The organism is Lentzea flaviverrucosa, from assembly GCF_003350445.1.
Classification (GTDB): domain Bacteria; phylum Actinomycetota; class Actinomycetes; order Mycobacteriales; family Pseudonocardiaceae; genus Lentzea; species Lentzea californiensis.
Window position 1 is genome coordinate 1 of sequence record NZ_QQAU01000017.1, and the last position, 25,869, is coordinate 25,869.

30 protein-coding genes are annotated in these 25,869 nt (G+C 70.3%); 22 read left to right on the forward strand and 8 right to left on the reverse strand.

Annotated elements, in window-relative coordinates:
• Nucleotides 1-277: 277 nt before the first annotated feature.
• Nucleotides 278-883 (reverse strand): response regulator, encoded by a 606-nt coding sequence (locus DFR72_RS37870; protein WP_090071862.1) that lies wholly within the window; start codon nt 881-883, stop codon nt 278-280.
• Nucleotides 880-1,842 carry a sensor histidine kinase gene (locus tag DFR72_RS37875; RefSeq protein ID WP_245983808.1) on the reverse strand — a complete coding sequence of 321 codons (963 nt, stop codon included), beginning with the start codon at nt 1,840-1,842 and terminating at the stop codon, nt 880-882. The genes DFR72_RS37870 and DFR72_RS37875 overlap by 4 nt, the downstream gene beginning before the upstream one ends.
• A gap of 111 nt (nt 1,843-1,953) precedes the next feature.
• On the opposite strand from DFR72_RS37875, the gene DFR72_RS37880 reads away from it, so the two are divergent.
• A complete protein-coding gene (locus tag DFR72_RS37880; protein ID WP_090071916.1) occupies nt 1,954-2,442 on the forward strand; it encodes a GlcG/HbpS family heme-binding protein in 489 nt (162 codons plus the stop codon).
• Nucleotides 2,443-2,467: 25 nt separating this feature from the next.
• Here DFR72_RS37880 and DFR72_RS37885 read toward each other — a convergent pair whose 3' ends face one another.
• The gene (locus DFR72_RS37885; protein WP_143086970.1) at nt 2,468-2,854 is read right to left on the reverse strand and encodes a hypothetical protein; all 387 of its coding nucleotides are present in this window, start codon (nt 2,852-2,854) and stop codon (nt 2,468-2,470) included.
• A 96-nt stretch (nt 2,855-2,950) separates the two neighbouring features.
• Between DFR72_RS37885 and DFR72_RS37890 the strand changes: the two genes are divergently transcribed.
• Together DFR72_RS37890 and DFR72_RS37895 are read left to right on the forward strand one after the other, a co-directional pair.
• Nucleotides 2,951-3,775 carry a class II glutamine amidotransferase gene (locus tag DFR72_RS37890; protein WP_090071914.1) on the forward strand — a complete coding sequence of 275 codons (825 nt, stop codon included), beginning with the start codon at nt 2,951-2,953 and terminating at the stop codon, nt 3,773-3,775.
• 74 nt (nt 3,776-3,849) lie between these two features.
• Nucleotides 3,850-4,428 (forward strand): DUF4360 domain-containing protein, encoded by a 579-nt coding sequence (locus DFR72_RS37895; RefSeq protein WP_090071858.1) that lies wholly within the window; start codon nt 3,850-3,852, stop codon nt 4,426-4,428.
• Nucleotides 4,429-4,441: 13 nt separating this feature from the next.
• Here DFR72_RS37895 and DFR72_RS37900 read toward each other — a convergent pair whose 3' ends face one another.
• On the reverse strand, nt 4,442-5,203 hold the full coding sequence (locus tag DFR72_RS37900; protein WP_090071856.1) for a hypothetical protein: 762 nt from the start codon (nt 5,201-5,203) through the stop codon (nt 4,442-4,444).
• 66 nt (nt 5,204-5,269) lie between these two features.
• Here DFR72_RS37900 and DFR72_RS37905 point away from each other — a divergent pair, with 66 nt between their 5' ends.
• On the forward strand, nt 5,270-5,704 hold the full coding sequence (locus DFR72_RS37905) for a cupin domain-containing protein (RefSeq protein ID WP_090071854.1): 435 nt from the start codon (nt 5,270-5,272) through the stop codon (nt 5,702-5,704).
• Nucleotides 5,701-6,033, forward strand: coding sequence for a cupin domain-containing protein (locus DFR72_RS37910; protein WP_090071852.1), 333 nt, complete (start codon nt 5,701-5,703; stop codon nt 6,031-6,033). Before DFR72_RS37905 ends, DFR72_RS37910 begins: the two co-directional genes overlap by 4 nt.
• A gap of 41 nt (nt 6,034-6,074) precedes the next feature.
• Here DFR72_RS37910 and DFR72_RS37915 read toward each other — a convergent pair whose 3' ends face one another.
• The gene (locus DFR72_RS37915; protein WP_090071850.1) at nt 6,075-7,799 is read right to left on the reverse strand and encodes an L-aspartate oxidase; all 1,725 of its coding nucleotides are present in this window, start codon (nt 7,797-7,799) and stop codon (nt 6,075-6,077) included.
• A gap of 111 nt (nt 7,800-7,910) precedes the next feature.
• On the opposite strand from DFR72_RS37915, the gene DFR72_RS37920 reads away from it, so the two are divergent.
• Entirely contained in the window at nt 7,911-8,519 is a 609-nt protein-coding gene (locus tag DFR72_RS37920) for a phosphoribosylanthranilate isomerase (RefSeq protein WP_090071848.1), read from the forward strand.
• Here the strand turns inward: DFR72_RS37920 and DFR72_RS37925 are convergent.
• On the reverse strand, nt 8,504-8,866 hold the full coding sequence (locus tag DFR72_RS37925) for a DUF4406 domain-containing protein (protein ID WP_177224640.1): 363 nt from the start codon (nt 8,864-8,866) through the stop codon (nt 8,504-8,506). The genes DFR72_RS37920 and DFR72_RS37925 overlap by 16 nt on opposite strands.
• Nucleotides 8,867-8,915: 49 nt before the next feature.
• Here DFR72_RS37925 and DFR72_RS37930 point away from each other — a divergent pair, with 49 nt between their 5' ends.
• The 8 genes from DFR72_RS37930 (at nt 8,916) to DFR72_RS37965 (ending at nt 17,332) form a co-directional block, all read left to right on the forward strand.
• On the forward strand, nt 8,916-9,656 hold the full coding sequence (locus DFR72_RS37930; protein ID WP_090071846.1) for a DeoR/GlpR family DNA-binding transcription regulator: 741 nt from the start codon (nt 8,916-8,918) through the stop codon (nt 9,654-9,656).
• A gap of 80 nt (nt 9,657-9,736) precedes the next feature.
• Nucleotides 9,737-11,050: a cytochrome P450 gene (locus DFR72_RS37935; RefSeq protein ID WP_170176584.1), complete on the forward strand. Its 1,314-nt coding sequence runs from the start codon at nt 9,737-9,739 to the stop codon at nt 11,048-11,050.
• Between the two features lie 89 nt (nt 11,051-11,139).
• On the forward strand, nt 11,140-12,189 hold the full coding sequence (locus DFR72_RS37940) for an alpha/beta hydrolase (protein ID WP_090071843.1): 1,050 nt from the start codon (nt 11,140-11,142) through the stop codon (nt 12,187-12,189).
• Nucleotides 12,190-12,334: 145 nt separating this feature from the next.
• Nucleotides 12,335-14,068 (forward strand): S8 family peptidase, encoded by a 1,734-nt coding sequence (locus tag DFR72_RS37945; protein ID WP_211335670.1) that lies wholly within the window; start codon nt 12,335-12,337, stop codon nt 14,066-14,068.
• A gap of 68 nt (nt 14,069-14,136) precedes the next feature.
• A complete protein-coding gene (locus tag DFR72_RS37950) occupies nt 14,137-14,778 on the forward strand; it encodes a hypothetical protein (protein WP_090071841.1) in 642 nt (213 codons plus the stop codon).
• 22 nt (nt 14,779-14,800) lie between these two features.
• The gene (locus DFR72_RS37955) at nt 14,801-15,703 is read left to right on the forward strand and encodes a LysR family transcriptional regulator (RefSeq protein WP_090071839.1); all 903 of its coding nucleotides are present in this window, start codon (nt 14,801-14,803) and stop codon (nt 15,701-15,703) included.
• Between the two features lie 69 nt (nt 15,704-15,772).
• A complete protein-coding gene (locus DFR72_RS37960) occupies nt 15,773-16,768 on the forward strand; it encodes a YeiH family protein (protein WP_090071837.1) in 996 nt (331 codons plus the stop codon).
• A gap of 30 nt (nt 16,769-16,798) precedes the next feature.
• Nucleotides 16,799-17,332 carry a cysteine dioxygenase family protein gene (locus DFR72_RS37965; RefSeq protein ID WP_090071835.1) on the forward strand — a complete coding sequence of 178 codons (534 nt, stop codon included), beginning with the start codon at nt 16,799-16,801 and terminating at the stop codon, nt 17,330-17,332.
• Here the strand turns inward: DFR72_RS37965 and DFR72_RS37970 are convergent.
• Entirely contained in the window at nt 17,319-17,933 is a 615-nt protein-coding gene (locus DFR72_RS37970; RefSeq protein WP_170176585.1) for a TetR/AcrR family transcriptional regulator, read from the reverse strand. The genes DFR72_RS37965 and DFR72_RS37970 overlap by 14 nt on opposite strands.
• Nucleotides 17,934-18,007: 74 nt before the next feature.
• Between DFR72_RS37970 and DFR72_RS37975 the strand changes: the two genes are divergently transcribed.
• The 8 genes from DFR72_RS37975 to DFR72_RS38010 are packed head-to-tail and all read left to right on the forward strand — an operon-like array spanning nt 18,008 to nt 25,215.
• Complete coding sequence (locus DFR72_RS37975) at nt 18,008-18,673, forward strand: 3'(2'),5'-bisphosphate nucleotidase CysQ (protein ID WP_090071831.1); 666 nt, start codon at nt 18,008-18,010, stop codon at nt 18,671-18,673.
• Entirely contained in the window at nt 18,670-19,557 is an 888-nt protein-coding gene (gene cysD, locus DFR72_RS37980) for a sulfate adenylyltransferase subunit CysD (protein ID WP_245983809.1), read from the forward strand. Before DFR72_RS37975 ends, cysD begins: the two co-directional genes overlap by 4 nt.
• Nucleotides 19,557-21,365 carry an adenylyl-sulfate kinase gene (cysC, locus tag DFR72_RS37985; RefSeq protein ID WP_090071829.1) on the forward strand — a complete coding sequence of 603 codons (1,809 nt, stop codon included), beginning with the start codon at nt 19,557-19,559 and terminating at the stop codon, nt 21,363-21,365. The genes cysD and cysC overlap by 1 nt, the downstream gene beginning before the upstream one ends.
• A gap of 59 nt (nt 21,366-21,424) precedes the next feature.
• Nucleotides 21,425-22,480: a DUF1214 domain-containing protein gene (locus tag DFR72_RS37990; RefSeq protein ID WP_090071828.1), complete on the forward strand. Its 1,056-nt coding sequence runs from the start codon at nt 21,425-21,427 to the stop codon at nt 22,478-22,480.
• Nucleotides 22,477-23,625, forward strand: coding sequence for a sulfotransferase family protein (locus DFR72_RS37995; RefSeq protein ID WP_090071826.1), 1,149 nt, complete (start codon nt 22,477-22,479; stop codon nt 23,623-23,625). Before DFR72_RS37990 ends, DFR72_RS37995 begins: the two co-directional genes overlap by 4 nt.
• Nucleotides 23,625-24,404: an SDR family oxidoreductase gene (locus DFR72_RS38000; RefSeq protein WP_090071904.1), complete on the forward strand. Its 780-nt coding sequence runs from the start codon at nt 23,625-23,627 to the stop codon at nt 24,402-24,404. Before DFR72_RS37995 ends, DFR72_RS38000 begins: the two co-directional genes overlap by 1 nt.
• Nucleotides 24,401-24,853, forward strand: coding sequence for an SRPBCC domain-containing protein (locus DFR72_RS38005; protein ID WP_090071824.1), 453 nt, complete (start codon nt 24,401-24,403; stop codon nt 24,851-24,853). Before DFR72_RS38000 ends, DFR72_RS38005 begins: the two co-directional genes overlap by 4 nt.
• A gap of 47 nt (nt 24,854-24,900) precedes the next feature.
• On the forward strand, nt 24,901-25,215 hold the full coding sequence (locus DFR72_RS38010) for a hypothetical protein (protein ID WP_090071822.1): 315 nt from the start codon (nt 24,901-24,903) through the stop codon (nt 25,213-25,215).
• Nucleotides 25,216-25,223: 8 nt separating this feature from the next.
• Here DFR72_RS38010 and DFR72_RS38015 read toward each other — a convergent pair whose 3' ends face one another.
• Nucleotides 25,224-25,862, reverse strand: a complete 639-nt coding sequence (locus DFR72_RS38015) for a TetR/AcrR family transcriptional regulator (RefSeq protein ID WP_090071820.1) — start codon at nt 25,860-25,862, stop codon at nt 25,224-25,226.
• Nucleotides 25,863-25,869: the final 7 nt, after the last annotated feature.

Below are 25,869 nucleotides of genomic sequence, written 5' to 3' on the forward strand. Positions count from 1 at the left end.
ACGCCCGTGGTGGTCAGCCGGAGCAATTCTTCACGATCCCGCGCCGACAACGTGACCGGCCGCTTCAACTGGGAGGCCATGACAACAGCCTCCCAGCCAAAGACTCCATAACTAAGCAGCGACACGCTACTAGTGGCGTGGCCCGGAACGTTGCCGGGCGAATTCGCGGTCAGACGGGCGCATCGCGGCGCCGCCCCCACGTCCTCGTACTGGCTGGCGGTGTCGCGAGGTGTCCTGCTGAGCGTGAATTACCCAGCCAACGTTCCGGGTCACGCCACTAAAGCCGGATCAGCTTGCGTTCGACGGCGGTCGTCACGGCCGCCGTCCTGGTCTCCACGCCGAGTTTGACGAAGATCCGCACCAGATGCGTCTTCACCGTGGCCTCGCTGATGAACAGCTCCTTCGCGATCTCCCGGTTCGACAGGCCGCGGGCGAGGTGCTCCAGGATCTGCACCTCGCGCTTGCTGAGCTTCGGCGCGGGGCCGCGGACCTGGCGCAGCAGCCGTTGCGCGATGTCCGGCGAGAGCACGGTCTGGCCCGTAGACGCCGTGCGCACGGCCTCGGCCAGGTCTTCAGGACCGCAGTCCTTGAGCAGGTACCCGATCGCACCGGCCTCGACCGCGCGCACGATGTCGGCGTCCGAGTCGTAGGTCGTCAGCACCACGACCTGCGGCGGGTTCTCCAGCGCGCGGATCCTGCGGGTGGCCTCCACGCCGTCGATGCCCTTGCCCAGCTGGAGGTCCATCAGCACGACGTCCACAGTGGACGCCCTGGTCACCGACTCCTCCCCGGTCGCGGCCTCGACCACCTCGAAGTCGCGTGACAGCAGGCCGACGAGCCCGAACCGGACCACCGGGTGGTCGTCCACCACCAGCACCCTCATGGCGTCGGCACCGTCACGGCCACAGCGGTTCCCTCCCCTGGCGCGCTTTCCACGGACACGGTGCCACCCAGCTCGGTGATGCGCCCGCGGATGGACGCCAGCCCGTAGCCGCGGCCGTCCGCCGTCCTCACCTGCGCCGGGTCGAAGCCCCGGCCGTCGTCCACCACGTCGAGCGTCACCGCGTCTCCCAGGTACGACAGGGTGATCGCCACCCTGCTCGCTCGCGCGTGCTCGGCGACGTTCGCGACCGCGCCCTGGGCGACCCGCAGCAACGCCACCTCCGTCTGCACGCTCAGCGCGTACGGGTCGCCGTCCACCTCCACGTGCGGGCAGAGCCGGTGCAGCGCGTCGACCAGCGTGCCGTGGATCGGTGACAGGTCGCGGACGAACCGCCGCGCTTCCCCCAGGTTCTCGCGCGCGACCTCGGCGGCCTTCTCGGACTCCCCGAGCGACAGCAGGAGGTTGATGCTGGAGAAGCCCTGGGCGAGGGTGTCGTGGATCTCGCGCGCGAGGCGCTGGCGTTCCTCCAGCACCCCGGCCTCGTGCAGCAGCCGGGCGCGGTCGAAGAACACCGCCGCCGTCAGCACCGCGACACCGACCGGGCCGAGCACCAGCGACCAGTCGAACGTCGCCGCCAGCCTGATCTGGGCCAGCACGACGGCCGCGGTCAGCACGGCCGCGATCGGCAGCGCCACGCGGGGCCGGAGCTGGCGCAGGCACTGGAAGAACAACGGGATCGCGCACCAGCCGAAGCTCGGCGCCAGCCACACCAGCACCAGCCACACGGCGAGCACGAGCGGCAACGCCCGCGTCCACCGCACGCTCGCGGGATAACCGAGCGCCAGCGCGAGAGCGAGGCCGAGCACGACGAGATCGGCGCCGTGGTACGCGACGTACCGCGCCGCCGACGCCGTCAGCAGCACGGAGAAACCCGCGTGCATCGCCCTGTGCAGCCACACGTCGGCGACTGTAGGCGAGAGACGCACCGCCACGGGTCAACCGATGGGTTGAACCGAGGTTCAACCGTCACCACCAGGGAAAGCCGCCCGGACCGGAGCACCGTGGTGGCCATGGACCTCAAGAAGATCGCAGTCGCCACCCTCGTCGTGCTGAGCATCGGCGGCGGCTACGCGGCAGCCGACCAGCGCACCACCACCCGCACGGAGAAGGTGCTGACCATCGACGCGGCGATCAGGGCCGCCCAGGCCACCCTCGACGCCGCAGAGAAGGAGAACCAGCGCGTCACGGTCGCCGTCGTGGACCGCGGCGGCGACGTCGTGGTGCTGCTCGCCGGTGACGGCGCGGGCCCGCAGACCGAGGAGTCGGCGCGCCGCAAGGCGTTCACCGCGGTGTCGTTCAACGCCCCGACCTCGGAGCTCGCCGGTCGCGTCACGGGCCAGGGCGCGACGCTGCGGGACATCCCCGGCACGTTGTTCCTGGGCGGCGGCGTGCCGGTGGCGGTCGACGGCACGTCCGTCGCGGGCATCGGCGTCGGTGGCGCGCCCAGCGGCGACCTGGACGAAAAGTACGCGAAGGCCGGTCTCGCGACCCTGAAGTGAGCTTTCGGGAACCGATCGGCGCCCGTCACCGGCGCCGGTCGGTCGCGCCCCAGCCGGGAGGAGCGATCCGCTCGGTCGCCTCGGGGTCGATGGCGTGCCGGGCCACGTGCCGGCCGGGCTGCGGCTTCCTGCTCATCAGCATGAGCGCGACGGCCACGACCAGGCCGATGGTGGCGAGACCGGCGGCGACGGCGCGGGCGGCCGGGTGCTCGAGGATCAGGGTGCTGATCGTCAGGGCGAGCACGAGCGCGGCGATCGGGCCAATGACGGCGAGGTCGGAGCGGTCCTCGGGCTCCGGGGCGGGCTCGGCCGGGACCGGTACCTGCGCGACGGGCGCGTACACCTCGATCGTCTCGAAGTTCCCGCGCGGCTGTTCGTAGGGCGGGGGCCGTAAGCCGGGAGGGACCGTCACCCCCGCCATGCTGCCCGAGGGGGCGCGTCGCCGCAAACCTCCCCTTCCCCTCTGCTACGTGTTCCCATGTAGCGCTGGGTGTTCAGGAGGTTCGACATGTGCAGGTGGCTCGCGTATTCCGGTTCGCCGGTCCTGTTGGAGGAACTGCTCTACGCGCCGGAGAACTCGCTCGTCATGCAGTCGAAGCACGCCCGGCTGGGCGCGACGGCCGTGAACGGTGACGGGTTCGGCATCGGCTGGTACGGCAGCACCAGCACGCCCGGTCTCTTCCTGAGCACCGAACCGGCGTGGAACGACCGCAACCTGCGGGAACTGTCCGCGCAGATCACCGTCGACCGGGTGTTCGCGCACGTGCGGGCCTCCACGGGCGGGGCAGTGCAGCGGTCGAACTGCCACCCGTTCCGGCACGGCGGCTGGCTGTGGATGCACAACGGGCTGATCGCGAAGTTCCCGCTGGTGCGGCGCGAGCTGATGCTGGCGATCGACCCCGTGCTGTTCCCGCTGATCGAGGGGTCGACGGACTCGGAGATCATGTTCTACCTCGCCGTCAGCTTCGGGCTGGAGCAGGACCCGCCGGCCGCAGTGGCGCGCATGGTCGAGTTCGTCGAGGACGTCGGACGGCGGGCGGGCGTGGAGTACCCGGTCCAGATGACGGTCGCGGTCACGGACGGCTCCACGACCTGGGCGTTCCGGTACTCGAGCCGCGGCAAGTCGCGGTCGTTGTTCCACAGCACCGACGTGTCGACCCTGCGCCGCCAGTACCCGGACAACCCGGCGCTGCACGACCTCACCGATGATTCGCGGCTGGTCGTGTCCGAACCGCTCGGCGATCTGGTCGGGGCGTGGCAGGAGGTGCCGGAGTCGACGTGCGTGGTGGTCAGGCCCGGTGTCGAGGAGGAACTGCTGCCCTTCAAGCCGTGAATCGTCAGGGAACCGTCAGGCGCATCGCCGCTACCGTCTGAGGCCGCCGCCACGACTCCTCGGAGAGGTTCACCATGCTCACCACGGCAGCGGCAACACTCATCGCCCTGTCCGCTCTGGCACCGGCCGAGCAGCCGGCGCCGTTCCTCGAGGTCGTCACCGTCAACGGTTCGGGCTGCCCGGCCGGTGACGCCGACGTCCAGACGGACGACAGGGCGTTCACGATCGGCTACCACACGTTCCTGGCCCGGGCGGGCGGTGGCTCGTCCCCGCTCGACCAGCGCAAGAACTGCCAGGTCAACCTGCGGGTGAACGCGCCACAGGGCTACACCTACGGCCTGGCGCGCACCACCTACGAGGGCTACGCGCACCTGCAGGACGGCGCGACCGGGCTGAGCCGGATCAGCACCTACCTGCAGGGCACCTCGCCCACCGCGACGGTGACCCGGCAGTTCACCGGGCCGTTCAGCGGCGACTGGCAGAACCGCTACCGCCCGGACGCGACCGAGGTCCAGTGGGTGCCGTGCGGCGAGAAGCGCAACATCAACATCAACGCCGAGGTCCGCGTCACGCCCGGTGCCGCCGACCCCGACCGGCTCAGCTTCGTGAACGTGGAGTCGAGCCGGGGCGTTGTGCGGACCAAACGCTGCTGAGCGCGGCCTGCCGTCAGCGCGTCGAGTCGCGGTACAGCACCACCCAGATCTCGCCGGGCCGTTCGGTCGCGCCGGGGAACCACTTCGGCGCGATGGCCTCGGCGAGTTCGTCCGCGCGCTCCAGCAGCGTGCTGACCGCCGGTTCGCCGACGACGACCACGGCGGAGAAGTCGACGTGGGCGAGCAGGAAGTCGCGCGTGACGCCGAACCGCTGCTCCAGCACAGTCATCAGCTCGTGCGCGGTGTCCGGTCCGGCGTCGATCTCGCTGACGTCCGGCACCTCGGCCTCGATCTCCGGCGCGGACTCTTCCTCGTGCTGCTCGGACCAGACGTGCTTGCTGAGCGAGTGGATGCTCGACGTGAGGTCGTTCGACTGGTCCTCGGTGAGGATCAGCGTGACCGAACGCCCGTCGGTGAGCGTGAAGGTCAGCTCGGCCTCCGGTAGTCCGCCCGATCCCGGCATCGCCGCGACGGACCCGGCCACCTCGCCGGTCAGCGCGTGGTCCGCGTGCGTCTCGGCGCCCGCGCGGAACGACGGCAGGTTCGCGGCCATGTCGACGACGAGCCGCGCGGCGGTGAAGAACGCCTCCTTGTCGCGAAACTCCTTGCGACTGCTGGTGAGCGTGCGTCCGACGCCGGCGGGCTCGGCGTACGCCTCGACCGTGCCGGTCCCGTCCCAGCGGGCGCGGACGGTGATGCCGTTGGCCAAGCGTTTGCGGTAGGTCTCCTCGCGGCCGTGGCGGGACAGCTCCCAGCCCGCGATCTCCTCGGACAACGGTCTTCCTCTCGGCGGGAATCCCGACGTTGTCACAAACCGGTGTGCTGCGTGGTCTTTTCTGACATGAGCCACGACCACACCCACCACCTGGACAACCCCGGCAAGAGCGGCCCGCCGCCGAAGATCGACGTCATCGGCACCGTGCCGGGCGCGCCGCAGATCCCGGACGGCGCCGAGGCCATGACGATCCTCGTGACGCTGCCGCCGTCCAGTCCCGGCGCGCCGCCGCACCGGCATTCCGGGCCCGCGTACGGCTACGTCGTGAAGGGGGCCATCACGTTCGAACTGGAAGGCGAGCCGGAGCGGGTCGTCCGCGCGGGCGGGACGTTCTGGGAGCCGGGCGGCGACGTCATCCACTACCAGGACGGCAACCACCTCACGGACGAGGAATCCGTCTTCGTCGTGACGATGTTCTGCGCGCCCGGCCAGCCGATGCTGACCGTCGTCGAGCCGGACGAACTGGAGGCGCGCAGACACCTCAGGGCGCCCCGGCCGTGAAGGCGTCGCTGAACGCGCTGGCGCGCGACCACGTCGGCATCGCCCGCGAGGCTTCGAGCGGGCGCAGTGCCGCGACCGTCCACGGCGGACACGAGGCGGCGTTGCGGCAGACGGTGATGGCGTTGCGGGCGGGCGAGCACCTGCACGAGCACGAACACCCCGGCGAGGTGACCGTGCAGGTGCTGCTCGGCCGCGTACGGCTGGTGGCCGGGCCGGACTCGTGGGAGGCGTCGCCCGGCGACCTGCTGACGATGCCGCAGCGCCGGCACCGGGTGGAGGCGCTGGAGGACAGCGCCTTCCTGTTCACCACGGCGTTGCGGCTGCCGTGACGAGCACGAGGGGCGGGGATGACCTCCCCGCCCCTCGGTGGTCACTCGACCAGCTTGCCGGCCGTGTCGACCTCGCGCATCAGCGACGCGATCTCGTCCGGCACCGGGGGGATCTCCTCCCGGACGACCCGGCCGGGGCCCGCCCAGACGAGGTTCACCTGCTGGGCGGGGTCGAGGTCCGGGTGGTCGGACCGGTTGTGGCAGCCGCGGGTCTCGCGGCGTTCGAGGGCGCACTCCAGGGTCGCGCGGGCGGAGAGCGCCGAGGCTTTCAGGTCGAAGGCGTGGGCGAGGTCCTGGAACCCGGCGATGTCGGGGTGCACGCCGACGTCGCGGATGCGGTTCTCCAGTTCGTCCAGCTCGGCGAGTCCCTTGCGCAGACCGGCTTCGTCGCGGACGACGCCCGCGTGCTCGGTCATCGTGTTGCGCAGCGCGCGTTGCAGGGCGCGGACGTTCTCCTGGCCGTCGGCGGCGAGCAGCTCGTCCACTTCGGACCGCGCCTCGCCGAGCGCGACGCGCGAACGTCGTTGCGCGTCCAGGGAAGTCGAGTACTCGGCAGCCGCCTCGCCGACGATCCGGCCGTAGACCAGCAGCTCGATGAGCGAGTTGCCGCCGAGCCGGTTCGCGCCGTGCAGGCCGCTGGACGCCTCGCCGATCGCGTACAGGCCGTCCACGCCCGTCGAGTGGTCCGCGGGCGACACCCACACGCCGCCCATCGAGTAGTGCGCGGTCGGCGCGATCTCGATGGCCTCCTGCGTGATGTCCTTCATCTGCAGTTCGAGCAGCGTCTGGTAGACCCTGGGCAGCCGTTGCATGATCTGCTCGCGCGGCAGGTGCGACACGTCCAGCCACACGCCGCCGTTCGGGGTGCCGCGCCCCTCCTTGATCTCCGTGTACGCGGCGAGCGCCACCCTGTCGCGTGTGGACAGTTCCATCCGCTGCGGGTCGTAACGGTTCATGAACCGCTCGCCGGACGCGTTGGTCAGGATTCCGCCCTCGCCGCGGGCCGCCTCCGAGACCAGGGTGCCGGCCGCGTTCTCCGGTTCGATCAGGCCGGACGGGTGGAACTGGACGAGCTCGGGGTCGCGGATCCGGCCGCCCGCGAGCACGGCCAGGCGGAACGAGTCGCCGGTGTTCTCGTCGCGGCGGCTCGACGTGCGGCGCCAGATCCGGGTGTGCCCGCCGGCCGCGAGGACCACGGCGTCCGCGTGGAAGACGTACCGCTTGCCGTTGTTGAGGTCGAACCCGTACGCGCCGAACACCACGTTGTCCCGCACCAGGATCCGCGTGATGTAGCAGGTGTCGTGGATGGGGATGCCGAGCTGCGTGGCCCGGTTCACGAGCGTGCGCTGGATCTCCAGCCCGGTGTAGTCGCCGGCGAACGACGTGCGGCGGAACGTGTGCGCGCCGAAGAACCGCTGCGAGATGCGCCCGTCGGCCTCCCGCGCGAACGGCATGCCGTAGCGCTCGAGGTCCTCGATGCCGCGCGACGCCTGTTCGGCCACGACCCGCACGATCTCCGGGTTGGCGAGCAGGTAGCTCTCCTTGATGGTGTCCGCCGCGTGCTGCTGCCACGTGTCGGACGGGTCCATCGTGGCCAGTGCGGCGTTGATGCCGCCGGCCGCGAGCGCGGTGTGCGCGTCCGCCTTGGGCCGCTTGCCCACGACCAGGACGTCGACGCCTCTCTCCGCGAGTTCGATGGCGGCGCGCAGTCCCGCGCCGCCGCTGCCGATCACCAAAACCGAAGTGGCTAGCTGATGTTCAGTCATCACGGCCTCCGTTGCCCGTCTCTTCCATTAATAAGGACCGGGCGGCGCATCGGCTTGTGACTGTTAGCTGCGTGACAGTGCGTTCGTGGCCACATCAGTAGGATCGGTGGTGTGTTCGTGAAGCTGTGCGGTCTGCGCACCGAGTCCGATGTCACCGTCGCGGTCGAGACGGGGGCCGATGCCGTCGGGTTCGTGCTCACGACCAGCCCGCGCCAGATCGACGTCGACCTGGCGGCGCGGCTCGTCGCCGAGGTGCCGGCGGACGTCCTCACCGTCGCCGTGGTGCGCGGGATCCCGGCCGCCGAGGCGGGCGAGATGGCGTTGAAGACGGGCGTTCGCGCGTTGCAACTGCACGGCGACTACCCGAAGGAAGCGTTCGACGAACTGGCCGAGCTGCCGTTCGGACTGGTGAGGGCCACGGCGCTCGGGCCGGAGACCGACGTGCGCACCGGGGCTTTCGGCGAGGAGCTGCTGCTGATCGACTCCCCCGTCGCGGGATCGGGCGAGCAGTGGGACGTCACGCGGCTCGCCGAGAACCCGCCCACCGGCACGTGGGTGCTGGCGGGCGGGCTGTCTCCGGAGACGGTCGCCGGGGCGATCGGCGTCGCGCGGCCGTGGGGCGTGGACGTGTCCAGCGGCATCGAGTCGAGCCGTGGCGTCAAGGACCACGGCCGGATGCGGGAGTTCGTTCTGGCCGCTCGCGGTCAGGCCGCGCGGTAGCCCGGAACGTCCTCGACCCGGTGGTAGACCGGCAGTCCACGCTCTCGCGCGATCCGCACGTCCTCGTCCGCGCCGGTCGACTCGCCGGGTAGCCGCAGCACCGCCTCGCAGTGCCGCAGCAGGCGTTCCGCGGTCGGGTACATGATCTCCGATGCGATCGGGTCGGTCGGCGCGCTGCCGCCGGCGCCGCGCAGCACGGGCAACGCCACCCACTCTCCGATCATCGGCACGTGCCCGCTGCGGAACAGCGGCCACGCCGCCTCCTCCAGCCGTTCGAGGTTGCGCGCCATCAACTCGGGGTCGTCCCCGGTGCCGGAGCGGTAGGGCCCGGCGATCAGAATCAGCATGCGACCGACCATAATGTGCAACACTCGGCAAAAACAAGGAGAAACGTGCATGCTCGCCGCCCAACGCCGTGAACTGCTGCTCGAACGACTGCGCACCGACGGCCGGATCGTCGCCAAGGACCTCGCCGCCGAAGTCGGCATCTCCGAGGACACCATCCGCCGCGACCTGCGCGATCTCGCGGCGGCTGGGCTCTGCCAACGCGTCTACGGCGGCGCACTGCCCGTATCCCCCGCTATCGCCGACTACGCCACGCGTCAGGGCGTGCAGATCGACGGCAAGCAACGGGTCGCACGGGCGGCGGCAGCGTTGATCGAACCGGGCAGCACCGTGATCCTCGACGGCGGCACGACCACCCTTGCCGTCGTACGCGCGCTACCGCTCGATCTGCACGCCACGGTCGTCACGCACAGTCCGACGATCGCGAGCGCGTTGGAGGAGCACCAGGACGTGGAGGTCTACGTCATCGGTGGGCGACTCTTCAAGCACTCGATGGTCGCGTGCGGCGCCGCTGCCGTAGAAGCCGCACGGGGCGTGCACGCAGACCTCTTCTTCCTTGGCGTCACGGGCGTGCACCCCGAAACGGGCCTCACGACCGGCGACGCGGACGAGGCCGCGATGAAACGCGCGCTCGCCCACCAGGCCGCGGACACCTACGTGCTGGCCAGCTCGGAGAAGATCGGCACCGCGTCGAGGTTCTCCGTGCTGCCGTTCACCGAGGTCGCCGGCGTGATCACGGACGCGGACAACGAGACCGTGCGCACGCTGGAGGTGCCCGTCATCCGGGCTTGATCTGAGTCCCAAGTGGACTTCCCGTCAGCCGGACGGGCGAGACCTTGACGCGCGGCGGCGCACTGGGCACGCTGCGAACCGTGACGAGCCTGGCTGAAGAGCACGTCAAACCGGCGGTGCGCTGGAGCATCGGCCACGCGCTGCCGCGCGCCGTCCTGCGCCTGGCCGCCCGCCGCGGCGACCTGCAGGGCCGCATCACCGTCGAGGCCTCCACCGGCGCCGACCTGACAGGCCTGTTCGACGAGATCCGCGCCCAAGGCCCGCTCGCCGCCACGAAGATCGGCTACACCACGACGCGGCACGAGGTCGTCAAGGCGGTCCTGTCCGACGACGCGTTCGTGACGGCCCGCCCGCGTTTCGGAGCCGGCATCCTCGGCAAGCTCGCCGCGTGGTCCGCCACCGACGTCATGCACCCGGTCCAGCCGCCGTCACTGCTGGCCGTCGAACCCCCGGCGCACACCCGCTACCGCAAGCTCGTCACCCGCGTCTTCACCGCCCGCGCCGTCGAACAGCTGCGCGCCCGCACCCAGCAGATCGCCGACGACCTGCTCGACGGACTCGACCCCGCCAGCCCGGTCGACCTGATCGAGACCTACTGCGGCCTGCTGCCGGTAACGGTGATCAGCGAGATCCTCGGCGTGCCACCGCAGGAACGCGCGACCGTCCTGGCCCTCGGCGCGGCCGCCGCACCCAGCCTCGACCTGGGTCTGTCGTGGCGCGTGTTCCGCGACGTGGAGACGACGCTCAGCTCGTTCGACACCTGGCTCTCCGGTCACCTCGACACCCTGCGCGCCAACCCAGGCGACAACCTGCTGAGCCGCCTGATCACCGCCCGCGAGGACGGCGAGGGCCTGTCCGAACGCGAGCTGAAGGCCACCGCGGGCCTGGTGCTGGCCGCCGGTTTCGAGACCACCGTCAACCTCCTGGGCAACGGGATCTCCTTGCTCACCAGGCATCCCGAGCAACTGGAAGCCCTCCGCGCGCAACCTTCGTCGTGGGCCAACGCCGTGGACGAGGTGCTGCGCCACGACCCGCCGGTCCTGCTGACCGGCCGCATGTGCGCCCGCGACACGACGGTCGCCGGCGTCCCCGTGCACCGCGGCCAGCTCGTCACAACGGTGCTCGCCGGGGCCAACCGCGACCCGTCGGTGTTCGAGGACTCGTCGGCGTTCGACGTCAGCCGTGCCAACGCACGCGACCACGTGTCGTTCGGCGCAGGCCGCCACTACTGCCTCGGCGCACAGCTCGCGCGCATGGAGGGCGAGATCGGGCTGCGCACGATCTTCGACCGCTTCCCGGACCTGGCACCCCTTCCCGGCGCGCGCCGTCGCCCGACCCGCATCCTGCGCGGCTTCGAACGCCTGCCTGCCAGCCTCACCACGATCGGCCGGTGAGCACGAACTCGGTGGTGGGTGGTGACCGGCCGGCAATGGCCGGTCCCCTGGCCTGGTCCTCCGGCCTGGCCGGACAGCATGATCGAGGCATGTCAGTCCGATTGCGCATGATCGCCGCCGTGACCGCCGTGATGTCGTTGTCCAGTCCCGCAGCCCAGGCCGGCGAGACGCCGCCGCGGTTCGCTGACGGGTTCGGCCTCACCGTCACGAGCCAACCCCGCTGGGTGGACGAGAACCGCCGCACGTTCGTCTTCAGCGTGTCCACGGACCAGGTGCCGGCACCGACCCTCCTGCAGGGTCAGGAACCCGGCAGGCACGCCGTCGTCGTCACGCTGCCGGACGACTACGACGAGACGACCAGGAGCTATCCGGTCCAGTACTACCTGCACGGCCACCCCGACCGCCCGGACGCCGCCTGGAACCAGCGGGTCGTGGAGAGGGCGGCGGCCGGCACGGACCTGATCACCGTGCAGCCCAACGGCAGTGGCCGCGGCTGGTACTCGAACTGGGTCAACCCCGGTGCCGCGGGACCGCAGAACTGGGAGACCTTCCACCTGGAGCAGGTGATCCCGTTCGTGGACGCCAACCTGCGCACGAAGGCGACCAGGGCGGACCGCGCGATCGTCGGGCACTCCATGGGCGGTTTCGGGGCGTTGCACTACGCCGAGCACCGGCCCGACCTCTTCGGCTACGCCGGGAGCTTCTCCGGTGGCCTCGACCTGCGGAACTCCGAACTGCGCGCGGCGATCACGGCCACCATGGTCAACCCGGCGAGCGGCACGCCGACCGTGAACGCCGACGCGGTCTTCGGGCCGCCGGTCTGGCCGTTCGACGGCGTCTGGAACGCGCAGAGCCCGGCGCACCACGTCGCGTCGCTGAGGGGCATGGGTGTCGCGCTGTACACGGGTGACGGCGGCGATCTGACGGTCAACCCGATCCAGGCCGTGCTGGAGAACCGGGCGCGCGAGACGGCGCTGGTGACGGCGGCGCACCTGCGGGCCGCGAACATCCCCTTCCACTTCTCCGACTACGGCGACGGCAGCGGGTGGGCGCCGGGCTGCACGGGCAAGCACGCCGACGAAGCGTGCGTGCAGGCCGACATGAACCACTTCGTCGGATTGTTCACGCGACACGCCTGACGTGCGACGTTCGTAGTGAGCCGAACGGGGCATCTTGGAAACGCCGCGTCCCGAAAGCCGTCCAGCCTCCTCTAAGGACTCTGACGGGCCCCTGCACCCGCGCGAAGTGCGCGGGCATAGCCCGCTGAGAAAGCTGGAGGAATCCGTGTTCCTGGGTTCACGATCTCGCCTGCGCGCCGCGGTCATCGCCGCGGCCGTGGGCGCCGGTGTGCTGGTGGCGGCCACCCCCGCCGCTGCCGCACCTGCCGCGGGTACGCGTGCTTATCTGGTCATCACGGCGCCCGGTGCCACTTCCGGCGCCGAGACGGCTGTGAGCACCAACGGTGGCACTGTGTGGACGAAGTACGACGCCATTGGCGTCCTCGTCGCGCACTCCGCTGCCACTGACTTCGCCACCAAGATGCGCACCGTCAGCGGTGTGCAGAAGGTCGGCGCCACGCGCACCAGTGACATCCCGGCCGCGGCGGCGAATCCGCCGATTCCCGCCGCACAGCCGCAAAGCACTCCTGCGGCGGGCGAGCCGTTGCGCGCGGACATGGCCCAGATCGGTGCCGACAAGGCGTGGGCGGTCAACACGGGGTCGTCCAGCGTCACGGTCGGTGTGCTCGACACGGGCGTGGACGACCTGCACGCCGACCTCAAGCCGAACTTCGACGCGGCCAACTCCGCTTCCTGCGCCTACGGCAAGCTCGACACCCGTACTGGTTCATGGCGTGCCAACACCGCCACCAGCCCCGTCAGCTCCCACGGCACGCACGTGGCCGGCACGATCGCGGCAGCCAAGAACAACCTCGGCATGGTCGGTGTCGCTCCCGGCGTGAAGATCGCCTCGGTGCGCGTCTCCGAGGGGGCGAAGGACTTCTTCTTCCCGGAGAACACCATCTGCGCCATGGTCTTCTCCGGTGACCGCGGATTCGAGGTGACCAACAACAGCTACTACACCGACCCGTGGCTGTTCAACTGCCCGGACAACGCCGACCAGGACGCGATCCTGGAGGGCGTGAAGCGCGCGGTGGCCTACGCCGAGGGCAAGGGCGTGCTCAACGTCGCGGCGGCGGGCAACTCGACCTACAACCTCGCGAACAAGACCAGCGACTCGACCAGCCCCAACGACTCCACCGCCGTGCAGCGCACCGTCACCAACGCGTGCCTGAGCATCCCGACCGAGGTCTCCGGCGTCGTCAGCGTCTCGTCGATCACCTCGGCCAACGTTCTGTCGTCGTTCTCCAACTACGGCACCGACAAGATCCACATCACGGCGCCCGGCAGCAACGTCTACTCGACCCTGCCCGGCGGCCAGTACGGCAACCTGTCCGGCACGTCGATGGCCTCCCCGCACGTCGCGGGCGTCGCCGCGCTGCTCAAGTCCACCAACCCCACCGCCACCCCTGCCCAGCTGCGCACGCTGCTGGCGACCCAGGCGGACGACCTGAGCTGCTCCGACAGCCGTTGCGCCGGCACCACGGCGAAGAACAACTTCTTCGGTGAGGGCCGCGTCGACGCGCATGCGGCGGTCGGCGGCACCACGCCCGGCGCCAAGGAGTTCGAGAACGCCGCTGACGTGGCCATCCCGGACAACGGCGCGGCCGTGACGAGCCCCATCACGGTCTCCGGCGTCACGGGCAACGCCCCGGCCACGTTGAAGGTCGACGTCAACATCGTGCACACCTACCGCGGTGACCTGGTCGTCGACCTGGTCGCCCCGGACGGCACGGCGTACCGGCTCAAGAGCTCCAACAGTGATTCCGCCGACAACCTCGTCGCGACCTACACGGTCAACGCCTCCGGCGAGGTCGCGAACGGCACCTGGAAGCTGCAGGTCAAGGACGTCGCGGCACAGGACGTCGGTCACATCAACTCCTGGAAGCTGACCTTCTAGGACGGCATTCGGAGGAACCTCGGCGGCCACGGCTAACTAACGTCCCTGCCTGCAGCGATAGCAGTGACGTGGAACCCGATCTGTGGTCGTCGGCCGCCGAGGCCCTCGACGAGCACGAACACGCCCTCGTGATGGCCAGGCTGGCAGGCACGATCGTCGGCCCCGGCCAGACCGAGCGCCTGGCCAGGGGCGAGCGCGACGTCGTGTTCCTGCTGCCCGACAGGCTGGTGCTGGTGCGGCCTGAACCGTTCTGGTCGGGTTCGTACGAGCGCAAGCAGATCGTGCGCATCATGCTCGCCGCCGGGCACGTCCAGTTCGACGTGACCGGCGGCGACAGCCTCGAGTTCTGGATCGACGCCGACCTCTCCCCCGCCGAGCCGTTCGTCGAGCAGGCCCAGAACTGGCTGGCCCCGCGCAAGAGCTCCGCGAGCGGTGCGGTCATCGGGTTCGGGCTCGCGATCATCATCGCGTTCCTGTTCGTCCTCGGGCCGGTGGACCTGATGCCGTCGGACGGCCGGCTCACCGTCAAGTCCAGCTGCGGAGACTTCCTCCGCGCGGGCGTCGACGAACAGGTCGAGCTGCTCAGACGGCTCTTCGGGCAGGTCGGCACCCCCGCCGAGGCGGACAAGCCGATGACGCTCGACGCCTCCCGGCGGCACTGCGGCGAGCACAACGGCGCCACGCTCGATTCGCTCGTCACCGGAAAATGAGCCCTGGCCCTACAGTGCGGACATGTTCGACACCCGCCAGCTCGAGGTCTTCGCGACGGTAGCGAGGACCGGCTCGTTCAGCGCCGCCGCGCGGTTGCTGCACTGCTCCCAGCCGGCCGTCAGCCAGCAGATGCGCGCTCTGGAGCGGCAGGTCGGCGGGCCGCTGTTCGTGCGGACGGGCCGGGGCCTGCACCTCACCGAGGCCGGCCGGATCCTGGCGGAACGCGGGTCGGACCTGCTGGACCAGCTGGCGACGACGCACCAGCAGGTCAGCGCGATAGCCACGCACGACATCGGCACGATCCGGATCTGCGCGTTCCCGAGCGCCAACGTGTCGCTCGTGCCCGCGGCGGCGGCGATCCTGGCCGAGGAACGGCCCGCGCTGCGGCTCGAGCTGGTCGAGGAGGAGCCGCCGGACTCGTTCGCGCTGCTGCGGCGCGGTGAGGTCGACCTGGTGCTGAGCTTCAGCTACCTCGACGAACCGCAGGACGAGGCCACCGTGAACGGCATGCTGAGCGTGCCGTTGCTGCGGGAGCCCCTGGCGTTGCTCGTGCCCGCCGGTCACCGGCTCGCCGGCCGTGAGCGCGTGTCGCTGACCGAGGCGGCGGAGGAACGCTGGATCGCCGGTTGTGTGCGGTGCCAGCGCGCGCTGCACCAGGCGTGCGGGGCGGCCGGGTTCGTCCCGGACATCACCTGCTCGACCGACGACAACCTGGCCATCCAGAGTCTCGTCACCGCAGGTCTGGGCGTCGCGCTGGTGCCCAGGCTGCTGCTGTCGTTCCTGCAGCACCCCGGTCTGACCGCGGTCGAGGTGGAGTCGGCGGCGCAACGGCTCACGTCGCTCTACACCTGGCCGGACCTCATCCGGCTGCCGATCATGCGCGCGACCGTGGACGCGTTGATCTCCGCGTCGGCCAAGGCATAAGCGCGCCTTATGGGCCTCCAAGGAATGGTCATCTACTGCGCATAGCCCGCGCTGGTCATCGTTACCGGTATGGGCATCGCCAGGACGACCCCGCGCACGGCCGGCTCGGTGTTGCCCGGCCTCGCGCTGGTCGCGGCCGGTGTCGCGGTCGCGATGGTCGTGTCCTGGCTCTACCCCTCGGTCAGCGCGCTCACCGTCGCCGTGCTGCTCGGCGCCGTCGTGGCCAACGTCGTGACGCTGCCGCCGTCGGTCACGCCGGGGGTGAAGCTCGCCGCACGTCGTCTGCTGCGCCTGGGCGTCGTGCTGCTCGGGCTGAAGCTGGTCTTCCAGGACGTGCTGAAGCTCGGCTACGAGATCCTGCTGCTCGCGGTGGTCGCCGTGGTCGTCACGTTCGTCGTGACGCGCTGGCTCGGGCGGGTGCTCGGGGTCAGCGAGGGCCTGTCGTTGCTCATCGCGACCGGGTTCTCGATCTGCGGCGCCTCCGCGGTGGCCGCGATGAACAGCGTCCGCCGGCAGGACGAGGAGGACGTGGCGAAGGCGCTCGGCCTGGTCACGCTCTTCGGCACCGTCGCGATGTTCGCCCTGCCCGCGCTGTTCCCGTTGACGGGCCTCACGCCCGCGCAGTACGGGGTGTGGGCGGGCGGCAGCGTGCACGAGGTCGCGCAGGTCGTGGCCGCGGCCGGACCCGTCACCGGCGCCCTGGCCATCGCCGTCGCGGTGAAGCTGACGCGGGTCGTGCTGCTCGCGCCGATGCTCGCCGCCGTGAGCTTCGCCGAGCGCCTCAAGTACCCGGCGTCCGGACAGCGTCCGCCGATCGTGCCGTTGTTCGTGCTCGGTTTCCTCGCCATGGCGGCGGTGCGGGCGACCGGCCTGCTGCCCGACGTCGTGCTGTCGGTGGCGACGTTCGTCGACAACGTGCTGCTGGCGGCGGGCATGTTCGCGCTCGGCACGGCGGTGCGCCTGCGTTCCCTGATCCGTTCCGGCCCGGCGGTGCTGCTGCTGGGCCTGCTCTCGACCACGGTGATCGTCGTCCTCGTGCTGACCGGCACGGCGTTGATCGGCTGATCTCCGCTTTCCTCAGAGGAGGACCCGCTCATGACGCACAGCCTGCTCTCCCCCACGGCCACGCTCCTGGTGGGCTCGCTCCGGGCCGCGATCGCCGGCGGCGGTGACGACGCGGCCGTCGCCGCTCGGGTGTCGCGGACGCTGGAGGGCCACCTCACCGACCCGTTCCTGCTGAGCGCGACGCAGCGGGAACCCGACCCGAACGCCTACCGCCAGCACGTCCTGCACGTCGAACCGGACGGCAGCTTCTCGGTCGTCGCGCTGGTGTGGCTGCCGGGTCAGGAGACCTGCATCCACGACCACGTCTCGTGGTGCGTCGTCGGCACGTACGTCGGCGAGGAGGAAGAGACCACCTACCGGCTGCGCGGCGATCGGCTGATCCCGTTGCGCGTCAACAAGACCCCGGAGGGCGTGGCGTCCTACCTGGTGCCGCCGGGCGACATCCACAAGGTGTGCAACAACTCCAGCTCCGTGGCGATCTCGATCCACGTCTACGGCGCCGACGTCAGCATCCTCGGCACGAGCATCCGGCGGCGCTACGACCAGCCCGTCAGCGGGCGATGATCCCCCGCTCGATCGCACCGGTGGCGAACTCGACGAGCTGAGCCGGCTTGACCCGGTTGATGCGGGCGCCCTGCAGCAGCAGGTCGTCCGCGAGGCCGATCAGCGAGTCCCAGACCCAGTGCGGCAGTGCGGGGTCGTCGATCAACTCCTGGCCGCACGCCTCGGCGGTCTCCTTCAGCGCCTTCGCGAGCGCTTTGAGCGTCTTGCGGTAGTCCTGGGCCGATCCGGCGACCTCCCGGCCCCGGCGGCCGCCGGAGAGCACCTTGGCCTCCCACTGCGCGGCCGACCGCCCGAACCGCCGCCACAGGTCGGTGATCTGCGGCTCGACCTCCCTGAGCACGCCCGCGACGCCGAGGCCGCGGTCGACGGTGGCGAGAGTGCGTTGCAGCTCGTCCAGGCGCCGTTCCATCAACGCCGCGAAGACGTCCTCCTTGCCGGAGAAGTACTGGTACACGGTGCCGGAACTGACGCCCGCGCCGACCGCGATCGCCCGCATGGTCAGGCCCGCGTAGCCCTGCTCTTCGAGGATCAGCTCGGCGGACGACAGGATGTCGCGCCGCCTGCCCTCCGCGTCCCCCCAGGCCGTTTGCTCGGTGCTCACGGCGTTCAGCCTACTTTGAACAACGTTCAAAAGCATATTGAACGTTGTTCGGTTTGCTCGCTACGCTCGGGTGCATGGCGGAGACCGATGCGGAGCTGGCAAGACGATTAGCCACCGAGACCGGCCGGTTGCTGGTCAGCGTGAGGCCGGGCGACGGTGACCACGTCGCGCAGCTCTTCCTGGCGGCGCAGCTCGCCGAGCACCGCCCGGCCGACGCGGTGCTGTCCGAGGAGGCGCCCGACGATCCGCACCGGATGGCCGCCGACCGGGTGTGGATCATCGACCCGCTGGACGGCAGCCGCGAGTACGCCGAGCCCGGCCGCACCGACTGGGCCGTGCACGTGGCGCTCTGGGAACGCGGCGAGCTCGTCGCGGGAGCCGTGGCGGTGCCCGCTCTGCGCCCTGTGCCAAGGGCTTCGCGCCGCCGGATCCGAATCGTGGTCAGCCGCACCCGGCCACCCGCGCACGCGCGCCGGATCGCCGAGACGATCAACGCCGTGCTGGTGCCCATGGGCAGCGCGGGCGCGAAGACGATGGCCGTCGTGCGCGGCGAGGCGGACGCCTACCTGCACGCGGGCGGCATGTACGAGTGGGATTCCGCCGCGCCCGTCTACGTGGCCCGCGCGGCCGGGTTGCACGCCTCCCGCGCCGATGGACGGCCGCTCGTCTACAACCAGCCCGATCCCTGGCTCCCAGACCTGCTGATCTGCCGTCCGGAACTCGCGGGGGTGCTCGTGTGAACCACCTCGACCAGCTCGAAGCCGACAGCATCGACATCTTCCGCGAGGCCGTGGCGGAGAGCGAACGACCGGTGCTGCTGTACTCGATCGGCAAGGACAGCTCGGTGCTGCTCCACTTGGCGCGCAAGGCCTTTTATCCGTCGAAGCCGCCGTTCCCGTTGCTGCACGTCGACACCACGTGGAAGTTCCGGGAGATGATCGCGTTCCGGGACGCCGTCGTCGCCGAACTCGGCCTGGACCTGATCGTGCACCGCAACCCCGACTGCGTGGCGGCGGGCATCAACCCGTTCGACCACGGTTCCGCGCGGCACACCGACCTGTGGAAGACGCAAGGTCTGCGCCAGGCGCTGGACGAGCACCGGTTCGACGTGGCGTTCGGCGGCGCGCGGCGCGACGAGGAGGCCTCGCGCGCCAAGGAGAGGGTGTTCTCGTTCCGGACCGCGCAGCACCAGTGGGACCCGAAGAACCAGCGACCGGAACTGTGGCGGCTCTACAACACGCGGGTCGCGCCCGGGGAGAGCATCAGGGTGTTCCCGCTGTCGAACTGGACCGAGCTCGACGTGTGGCGCTACGTCGAACGCGAGCGGATTCCCGTGGTGCCCCTGTACTTCGCGGCCGTGCGGCCGGTGGTCGACCGCGACGGCACGCTGATCATGGTCGACGACGACCGGATGCCGTTGCACGCGGAACCCCGGCAGGAACTGGTCCGGTTCCGCACGCTCGGCTGCTACCCGCTGACGGGCGCGGTGCGCAGCGAGGCGCGCACGGTCGCGGAGATCGTCGAGGAGATGCGGGCCGCGACGACGTCGGAGCGGCAGGGCCGGGTGATCGACCACGACCAGAGCGGGTCGATGGAGCGCAAGAAGCGGGAGGGGTACTTCTGATGGAGCTTCTGCGGTTCATCACCTGCGGCAGCGTGGACGACGGGAAGAGCACGCTGATCGGGCGGCTGCTGTACGAGTCGAAGCTGCTCTACGCCGATCACCTCGCGGCCCTGGAGGCGGACTCCCGCCGGGTCGGCACGCGGGGCGGCGAGCTGGACTTCGCACTGCTGGTGGACGGGCTGGCCGCCGAACGCGAGCAGGGCATCACGATCGACGTCGCCTACCGGTTCTTCGCCACCGAGGCGCGGCGGTTCATCGTCGCGGACACCCCGGGGCACGAGCAGTACACGCGCAACATGGTCACCGGCGCTTCCACAGCTGAGGCAGCGGTTCTGCTGCTCGACGCGCGCAAGGGCGTGCTCAGCCAGACGCGCCGGCACGCGCGCATCGTGTCGCTGCTGGGCATCCGGCACGTGGCCCTGGCCGTGAACAAGCTCGACCTCGCGGGCTATTCGCGGGAGCTGTTCGAGGAGGTCAGCGCGTCGTTCGCGGAGTTCGCCGCCGACCTGGACCTCGAGGAGATCACCTGTGTGCCGATGTCGGCGACCGAGGGCGTCAACGTGGTCGGGCGCAGCGAGCTGACGCCCTGGTACGACGGGCCGACCCTGCTGCAGTGGCTGGAACTGGTCACACCATCTGCGAGACGAGACGTCTCGTCTCGTTCCAGCGACACGAGACGAGACGGTCCGTCTCGTTTCCTGGTGCAGTGGGTCAACAGGCCGGACGCGACGTTCCGCGGCCTGTCCGGTCGCGTGCTGGGCGGGACACTGAGACGAGACGAGACGGTCCGTCTCGGCAACCGGACCACCAGCGTCGCCCGGATCGTCACCATGGACGGCGACCTGGACGAGGCGCCGGCCGGATCGTCGGTCACCGTCGTGCTGGCGGACGACGTGGACGCGAGCCGGGGCGACGTCCTGGGCGCCGCGCAGGACCCGCCGGGCATCGCGGACTCGTTCCAGGCGCGGCTGGTGTGGCTGCACGAGAACGGGCTGCTGCCCGGCCGGCAGTACCTGGCGAAGATCGGCGCGCGCACGGTCGGCTTCACCGCGACCAAGGCGTTGGGGCTCAACGAGATCGGCGTCGACAACGTGCACTTCGACGCACCCGTGCCGTTCGAGGGCTACCGCGCCAACCGCGATCTCGGCTCGTTCGTGGTGCTCGATCGGCTGTCCAACGCCACGGTCGGCGCCGGGATGATCGACTTCGCGCTGAGCCCGTCCAACGTGCGCTGGCAGACGCTCACCGTCGACAAGCAGGCCCGGATCGCGCGCAACGGGCACCGGCCGTGCGTGGTGTGGCTGACCGGGCTGTCCGGGGCGGGCAAGTCCACGATCGCCGACCTGGTCGAGAAGGCGCTGCACGCCGAGGGCCGGCACACGTTCCTGCTCGACGGCGACAACGTGCGGCACGGGCTCAACTCCGACCTCGGGTTCACCGACGCGGACCGCGTCGAGAACATCCGGCGCATCGCCGAGGTCGCCGCGCTGATGGTGGACGCCGGGCTGATCGTGCTGGTCTCGTTCATCTCGCCGTTCCGGGCCGAGCGGGCACTGGCACGGGAACTGGTCGGCGAGAACGAGTTCTGCGAGGTCTTCGTGGACACGCCGCTGGCCGTGGCCGAACAGCGCGACCCGAAAGGCCTGTACCGCAAGGCGCGCAGGGGTGAGCTGGCGAACTTCACCGGCATCGACTCACCCTACGAACCACCCGCGGAACCCGAGGTGCGGCTCGACACGACGACGTTGAGCGCACAGGCCGCGGCGGACGCCGTGGTGGCACGGCTGCGTGCGCTCGGCGTCTGTTGAACGTTGTCCAAAATCGTGTACGTTCAGCTAGAACACGTTCTAAATTCGGGAGGCATCCAGTGCCGGACCAGGCGTGGTCGCAGTTCTGCCGGGCGTTGGAGAAGGCCGGCGAGGTCGTTCTCTCCGACCAGGCACCGGACACCCCGCTCGACCGCGCGGAGGGCTACCGGTACCTCTCCCGGCTCACCCGCGAGATGCTGTACTCCTGCCTGGACAACGCCGATCCCGACTTCCCGCGCTTCCACGAGCTCGACCTCGTGAAGATCGGCGCGGACAACCCGGACAACGTCTACCTGTCCGCGAACATCCGCGGCGACCGGACGTACCGGATCACCGGGACCCGCGGCACCATCGCGTACTTCAGCATCGGGTCGAAGGCCAACCGGTACGCCAAGGACGGCACGATGGCGTCGACCGGCGAGCTGTCCGACGCCGACCTGGCGCTCGGGCAGGACGGCACCGTGGAGATCATCGCCAGCGCCGAACCCCAGCCCGGGAACTGGCTGCCGCTCGCGCCCGACTCCACCGGCCTGGTGGTGCGGCAGACCTATCTGGACCGCACGACCGAGACACCGGGTCAGTGGCACATAGAGCAGGTCGGTGGACCCGCCGAGCCCGCTCCCCTGACTCCTGAGTTCCTCGCCAAAGCGTTGCAGCGGGCCGCTTTATCGGTGCACGGCACAGCGGCCACGTTCGCGCACTGGACCCGCACGTTCATGGCGCGCCCCAACGAACTGCCCGACTTCGGCCAGGAGATGTTCCAGCGGGCGGGCGGCGATCCGGAGATCTTCTACCTGCACGGCTACTGGACGCTGAAGCCCGGCGAGGCGTGGGTGATCGAGACCGACGTGCCGGACTGCCCGTACTGGAACTTCCAGCTCGGCAACTGGTGGATGGAGTCACTCGACCACCACCGCAGAATCACCGTCAACAAGCACACGGCGTCGCTGTCCGGCGGCCGGCTGACGATCGTGGTGGCCGCCGAGGATCCCGGCGTGGGCAACTGGATCGACACGTGCGGCCACAGCTCGGGCACCGCGTTGCTGCGCTGGCTCGGCGCTTCCGCCCACCCGATCCCGAAGTGCCGCGTGGTCCCCCTGGAGGAGGTTCGATGACGGTCACGACAGCGCTGAACGTGCCGGAGTTGCTGGAGAAGGCCTCCGCCAAGAGCGGGCTCTCCGACTTCGGCGACGACTGGTTCCGCGAGCCGCTGGACGTGCTCGTGCACAGCCTCAACACCGAGGCCGCGCTGTCACCGCTGGGCTTCGAGCTGACGAAGCACCGGCTGGCCGCGCTGCTGTCCGACCGCCTGCGGTTGCGGGAGCTCCAGCGCGTGCACCCCGAGGTGCTCGACGTCGAGGTCCGGGTGGCCGCCGAGATCTGCGGTCTGCCGCGCACCGGTTCGACGTTGCTGCACCGGCTTCTCGCCGCGTCGCCCCAGGTGACGTCCACGTTGTCGTGGGAGGTCGCGTACCCGCTGCCGTTCCCCGGCGAGGGCCCCGGCGCCGAGCAGCGCAAACGCCGTGCGCAGGAACGCATGCAGATGTTCGCTCAGCTCTCCCCCGACTTCGGCGACCTGCACACCGTGGTGTGGGACGGGCCGGAGGAGGACGTGATCCTGCTGGACCGGACGTTCGTGTCGATGAGCTTCGACTCGTTCTACTGGGTGCCCGCGTACGGCGACTGGTTGCGCTCGGCCGACCAGCGGCCCGCCTACCGCGAACTGCGCGAGTGGCTGCAGGTGTTGCAGTGGCAGAACGCTTCGCGCTCGCTGCCGTGGGTGCTCAAGTCACCGCACCACCTGACCGCGGTCGACACCGTGCTGGACGAGTTCGCCGGCTGCAGGATCGTGATGACTCACCGCTCCCCCGTCAACGCCGTGCCGTCGTACGCGTCGATGGTGCGCGCGATGTCCTCGCAGTACAGCGAGAACGTCGATCCGGCACGGATCGGACGGTACTGGTCCCGCAGGTTCGCCACGACGCTGGAGGGTTTCGCGGCGGCCCGGTCCGCGCGTCCCGACCGGTTCGTGGACGTGCGGTTCGCCGACACGGTCAGCAAACCGCTGGAGGTCGCCCGCCGGGTGCTGGAGGCGCTGGACCTGCCCGCCGGCCCCGCCGACGACGCGGCGTTCGAGGCCTACCTCGCGCAGAACCGCACGGAACGGCACGGCTCGCACTCCTACGCACCACCGGACTTCGGGCTGTCCGAGGACCAGCTGCGACGGGACTTCGCCTTCTACTCGGAGGTCTACCTGTGATGCTGCAAGACGAGGTCGTGGTGATCACCGGCGTCGGCCCCGGCCTGGGCTCGAAGCTCGCCGTCCGCGCCGCCGCCGAGGGCGCGAAGGTCGTGATGGCCGCCCGCTCCGCCGACGTGATGAAGCAGGTGGAGGAGGACGTCGCCGCGGCCGGTGGCGAGGCCGTCGGCGTGCAGTGCGACGTGCGGCGGCCCGAGGAGGTCGCGCGGCTGACCGAGACGGCCGTCGAGCGGTTCGGCACGATCACCGGGCTGGTGAACTCGGCGTTCGGGCACCCCGGCTGGTTCGACCTGCTGGAGACGCCCGAGAAGGCGGTCCGCCGGTCCATGGACATCATCCTGTTCGGCGCGCTGAACGTGACCCGCGCGGTGGTGCCGCACATGAAGGCCGCCGGACGCGGTTCGATCGTCAACGTGGGCACGATGACGACCCGCAAACCCATGCGCGGCGAGGGCGGGTACGCCGTGGCGAAGGCCGCGATGGCGACCGCGACCCAGTTCCTGGCGCTGGAACTGGGCGAGCACGGCATCCGCGCGAACCAGGCCGTGATGGGCTGGCTCGACGGACCGGGTGTGCGCTTCTACCTCGAGTTCACCGCCGAGGCGCGCGGGACGAGCGCGCAGGACGTCTACGACGAGATCGCCGCCCGCAACCCGCTGGGCCGCATCCCGACCGATGACGCGTGCGCAGGAGCCGTGCTGTTCCTGTTGTCCCGGCACGCTTCCGAGGTCACCGGTGCCGTGCTCGACGTCAACGGCGGGGAGTACATGCCGGCATGACACATCTCATCGAGTCCGTGGTCGTGGAGATCGATGCGCCCGCATCGTTCGTGTGGAACGTGCTGCTCGACTACCCGCACTATCCACAGTGGAATCCCTACACGCTGGCGGTCGCCACGACGCTGGAGATCGACTCGCCGATCGACCTCACGCTGCCACGTCCGGACGGCGGCGAGGGGACGTTCGTCAGCCGCGAGTACATCCGAGAGGTCGAGCCACCTCGATTGCTGCGCTACGACACCGGCGACACGTTCCCGGGCCTGCTCGGCACGCGCGACCAGTTGATCACACCGCTCGGGCCGCAGCGGTGCAGCTACCGCACGTTCGAGACGTTCACGGGCAAGTACGCGGACGCGATCTTCGCGGCGCAGGGCGCGTATGTGAAGAACGGCTTCGACTCGGTGGCCCACGCGTTGCGCGACCGAGTCAAAGCCCTGCTCAGGGTGTGAGTAGTTGTACCGATGCCGTCGCGGACCAGCGGCGGCACTCTCGACGTGTGACCGAAATCGACCGTGGCCGCCTCGCCGCACTGGCCGGGTTCGCCACCACCGCCGTCCTGCTCGTCGCGACCGTCGTCGCGTTCCTGAACGACGCACTGGAGTCGTTCGGCTGGCAGGGCGGCGAATACGCCTACTCGTTCATCTGGATCGCGCTCGGCTCGGCCATCGCCGGCCTCGTCGTGAAGGTGGCCGCACCCGCGCCGTGGCGTTCCGCCGGGACGGGGATGGCACTGGCCGGCACGGTCGGCGTGGTCGTCGTGATCACGCTGGTCATCGTGTTCATGTGGGCGCTCTCGAACCTCACGGCCTAGAGGCGTGGCTAGAGCATCTGCGACAGGCCGCGCAGCGCGGCGGCGATCTGCTCGCGATGCCCTTCGAGCGTCTCCCTCGTGACGCCGTCCGCCGCGGACCTGGCCACGTCGTCGGTGGCGACCTTGAGCACCGCGCTCATCGCGGCGGCCTGCACCCTCACCTCGATCGCGTTCCGCGGCAGTCCCGCCCGTTCGGCGAGCACTTCCGCGAGGGCGTCCTCCGCCCGTTCGCGCAACATCAGGTAGGCGGCGCGCAACGCCTGTTCGCCGTGGGTCAGCCGCACCACGGCCAGCACCGCTTCGATGTCCTCGTCCGACGCCTCGTCCAGCAACGGGCTGTACGCCTCGCGCAGGTGGTCGATCAGCTCGAGCTCGCGCGGCCACGCGCGCACCACCACGCAGAAGGCGTCGACCATCTTGGTCAGCAGCGGTTCGACGCAGCTCTCCTTGTGCGGGAAGTGCCGCCAGAACGTGCGTTCGGAGACGCCCGCGGCCTGCGCGATCTGCTCTCCCGACGTGGCGGCGACGCCCTGCTCGGCGAACAACCGGACAGCGTGGCGGGAGAGGTCGAGGCGCTGACGTCGACGTTGCTCGTCGCTGACCGGAGGCCGGCCACGGCGAGGCTTTTCTGTCGCAACGTCCGTCATCGGGCGA

Bases quoted from the DNA above. Each gene is read 5' to 3' on its own strand.
- DFR72_RS37870 (WP_090071862.1), bottom strand. From the start codon at position 883: ATGAGGGTGCTGGTGGTGGACGACCACCCGGTGGTCCGGTTCGGGCTC.
- DFR72_RS37880 (WP_090071916.1), top strand. From the start codon at position 1,954: ATGGACCTCAAGAAGATCGCAGTCGCCACCCTCGTCGTGCTGAGCATC.
- DFR72_RS37890 (WP_090071914.1), top strand. From the start codon at position 2,951: ATGTGCAGGTGGCTCGCGTATTCCGGTTCGCCGGTCCTGTTGGAGGAA.
- DFR72_RS37895 (WP_090071858.1), top strand. From the start codon at position 3,850: ATGCTCACCACGGCAGCGGCAACACTCATCGCCCTGTCCGCTCTGGCA.
- DFR72_RS37905 (WP_090071854.1), top strand. From the start codon at position 5,270: ATGAGCCACGACCACACCCACCACCTGGACAACCCCGGCAAGAGCGGC.
- DFR72_RS37915 (WP_090071850.1), bottom strand. From the start codon at position 7,799: ATGACTGAACATCAGCTAGCCACTTCGGTTTTGGTGATCGGCAGCGGC.
- DFR72_RS37925 (WP_177224640.1), bottom strand. From the start codon at position 8,866: ATGCTGATTCTGATCGCCGGGCCCTACCGCTCCGGCACCGGGGACGAC.
- DFR72_RS37930 (WP_090071846.1), top strand. From the start codon at position 8,916: ATGCTCGCCGCCCAACGCCGTGAACTGCTGCTCGAACGACTGCGCACC.
- DFR72_RS37940 (WP_090071843.1), top strand. From the start codon at position 11,140: ATGTCAGTCCGATTGCGCATGATCGCCGCCGTGACCGCCGTGATGTCG.
- DFR72_RS37955 (WP_090071839.1), top strand. From the start codon at position 14,801: ATGTTCGACACCCGCCAGCTCGAGGTCTTCGCGACGGTAGCGAGGACC.
- DFR72_RS37960 (WP_090071837.1), top strand. From the start codon at position 15,773: ATGGGCATCGCCAGGACGACCCCGCGCACGGCCGGCTCGGTGTTGCCC.
- DFR72_RS37965 (WP_090071835.1), top strand. From the start codon at position 16,799: ATGACGCACAGCCTGCTCTCCCCCACGGCCACGCTCCTGGTGGGCTCG.
- DFR72_RS37975 (WP_090071831.1), top strand. From the start codon at position 18,008: ATGGCGGAGACCGATGCGGAGCTGGCAAGACGATTAGCCACCGAGACC.
- cysC (WP_090071829.1), top strand. From the start codon at position 19,557: ATGGAGCTTCTGCGGTTCATCACCTGCGGCAGCGTGGACGACGGGAAG.
- DFR72_RS37995 (WP_090071826.1), top strand. From the start codon at position 22,477: ATGACGGTCACGACAGCGCTGAACGTGCCGGAGTTGCTGGAGAAGGCC.
- DFR72_RS38000 (WP_090071904.1), top strand. From the start codon at position 23,625: ATGCTGCAAGACGAGGTCGTGGTGATCACCGGCGTCGGCCCCGGCCTG.
- DFR72_RS38005 (WP_090071824.1), top strand. From the start codon at position 24,401: ATGACACATCTCATCGAGTCCGTGGTCGTGGAGATCGATGCGCCCGCA.
- DFR72_RS38015 (WP_090071820.1), bottom strand. From the start codon at position 25,862: ATGACGGACGTTGCGACAGAAAAGCCTCGCCGTGGCCGGCCTCCGGTC.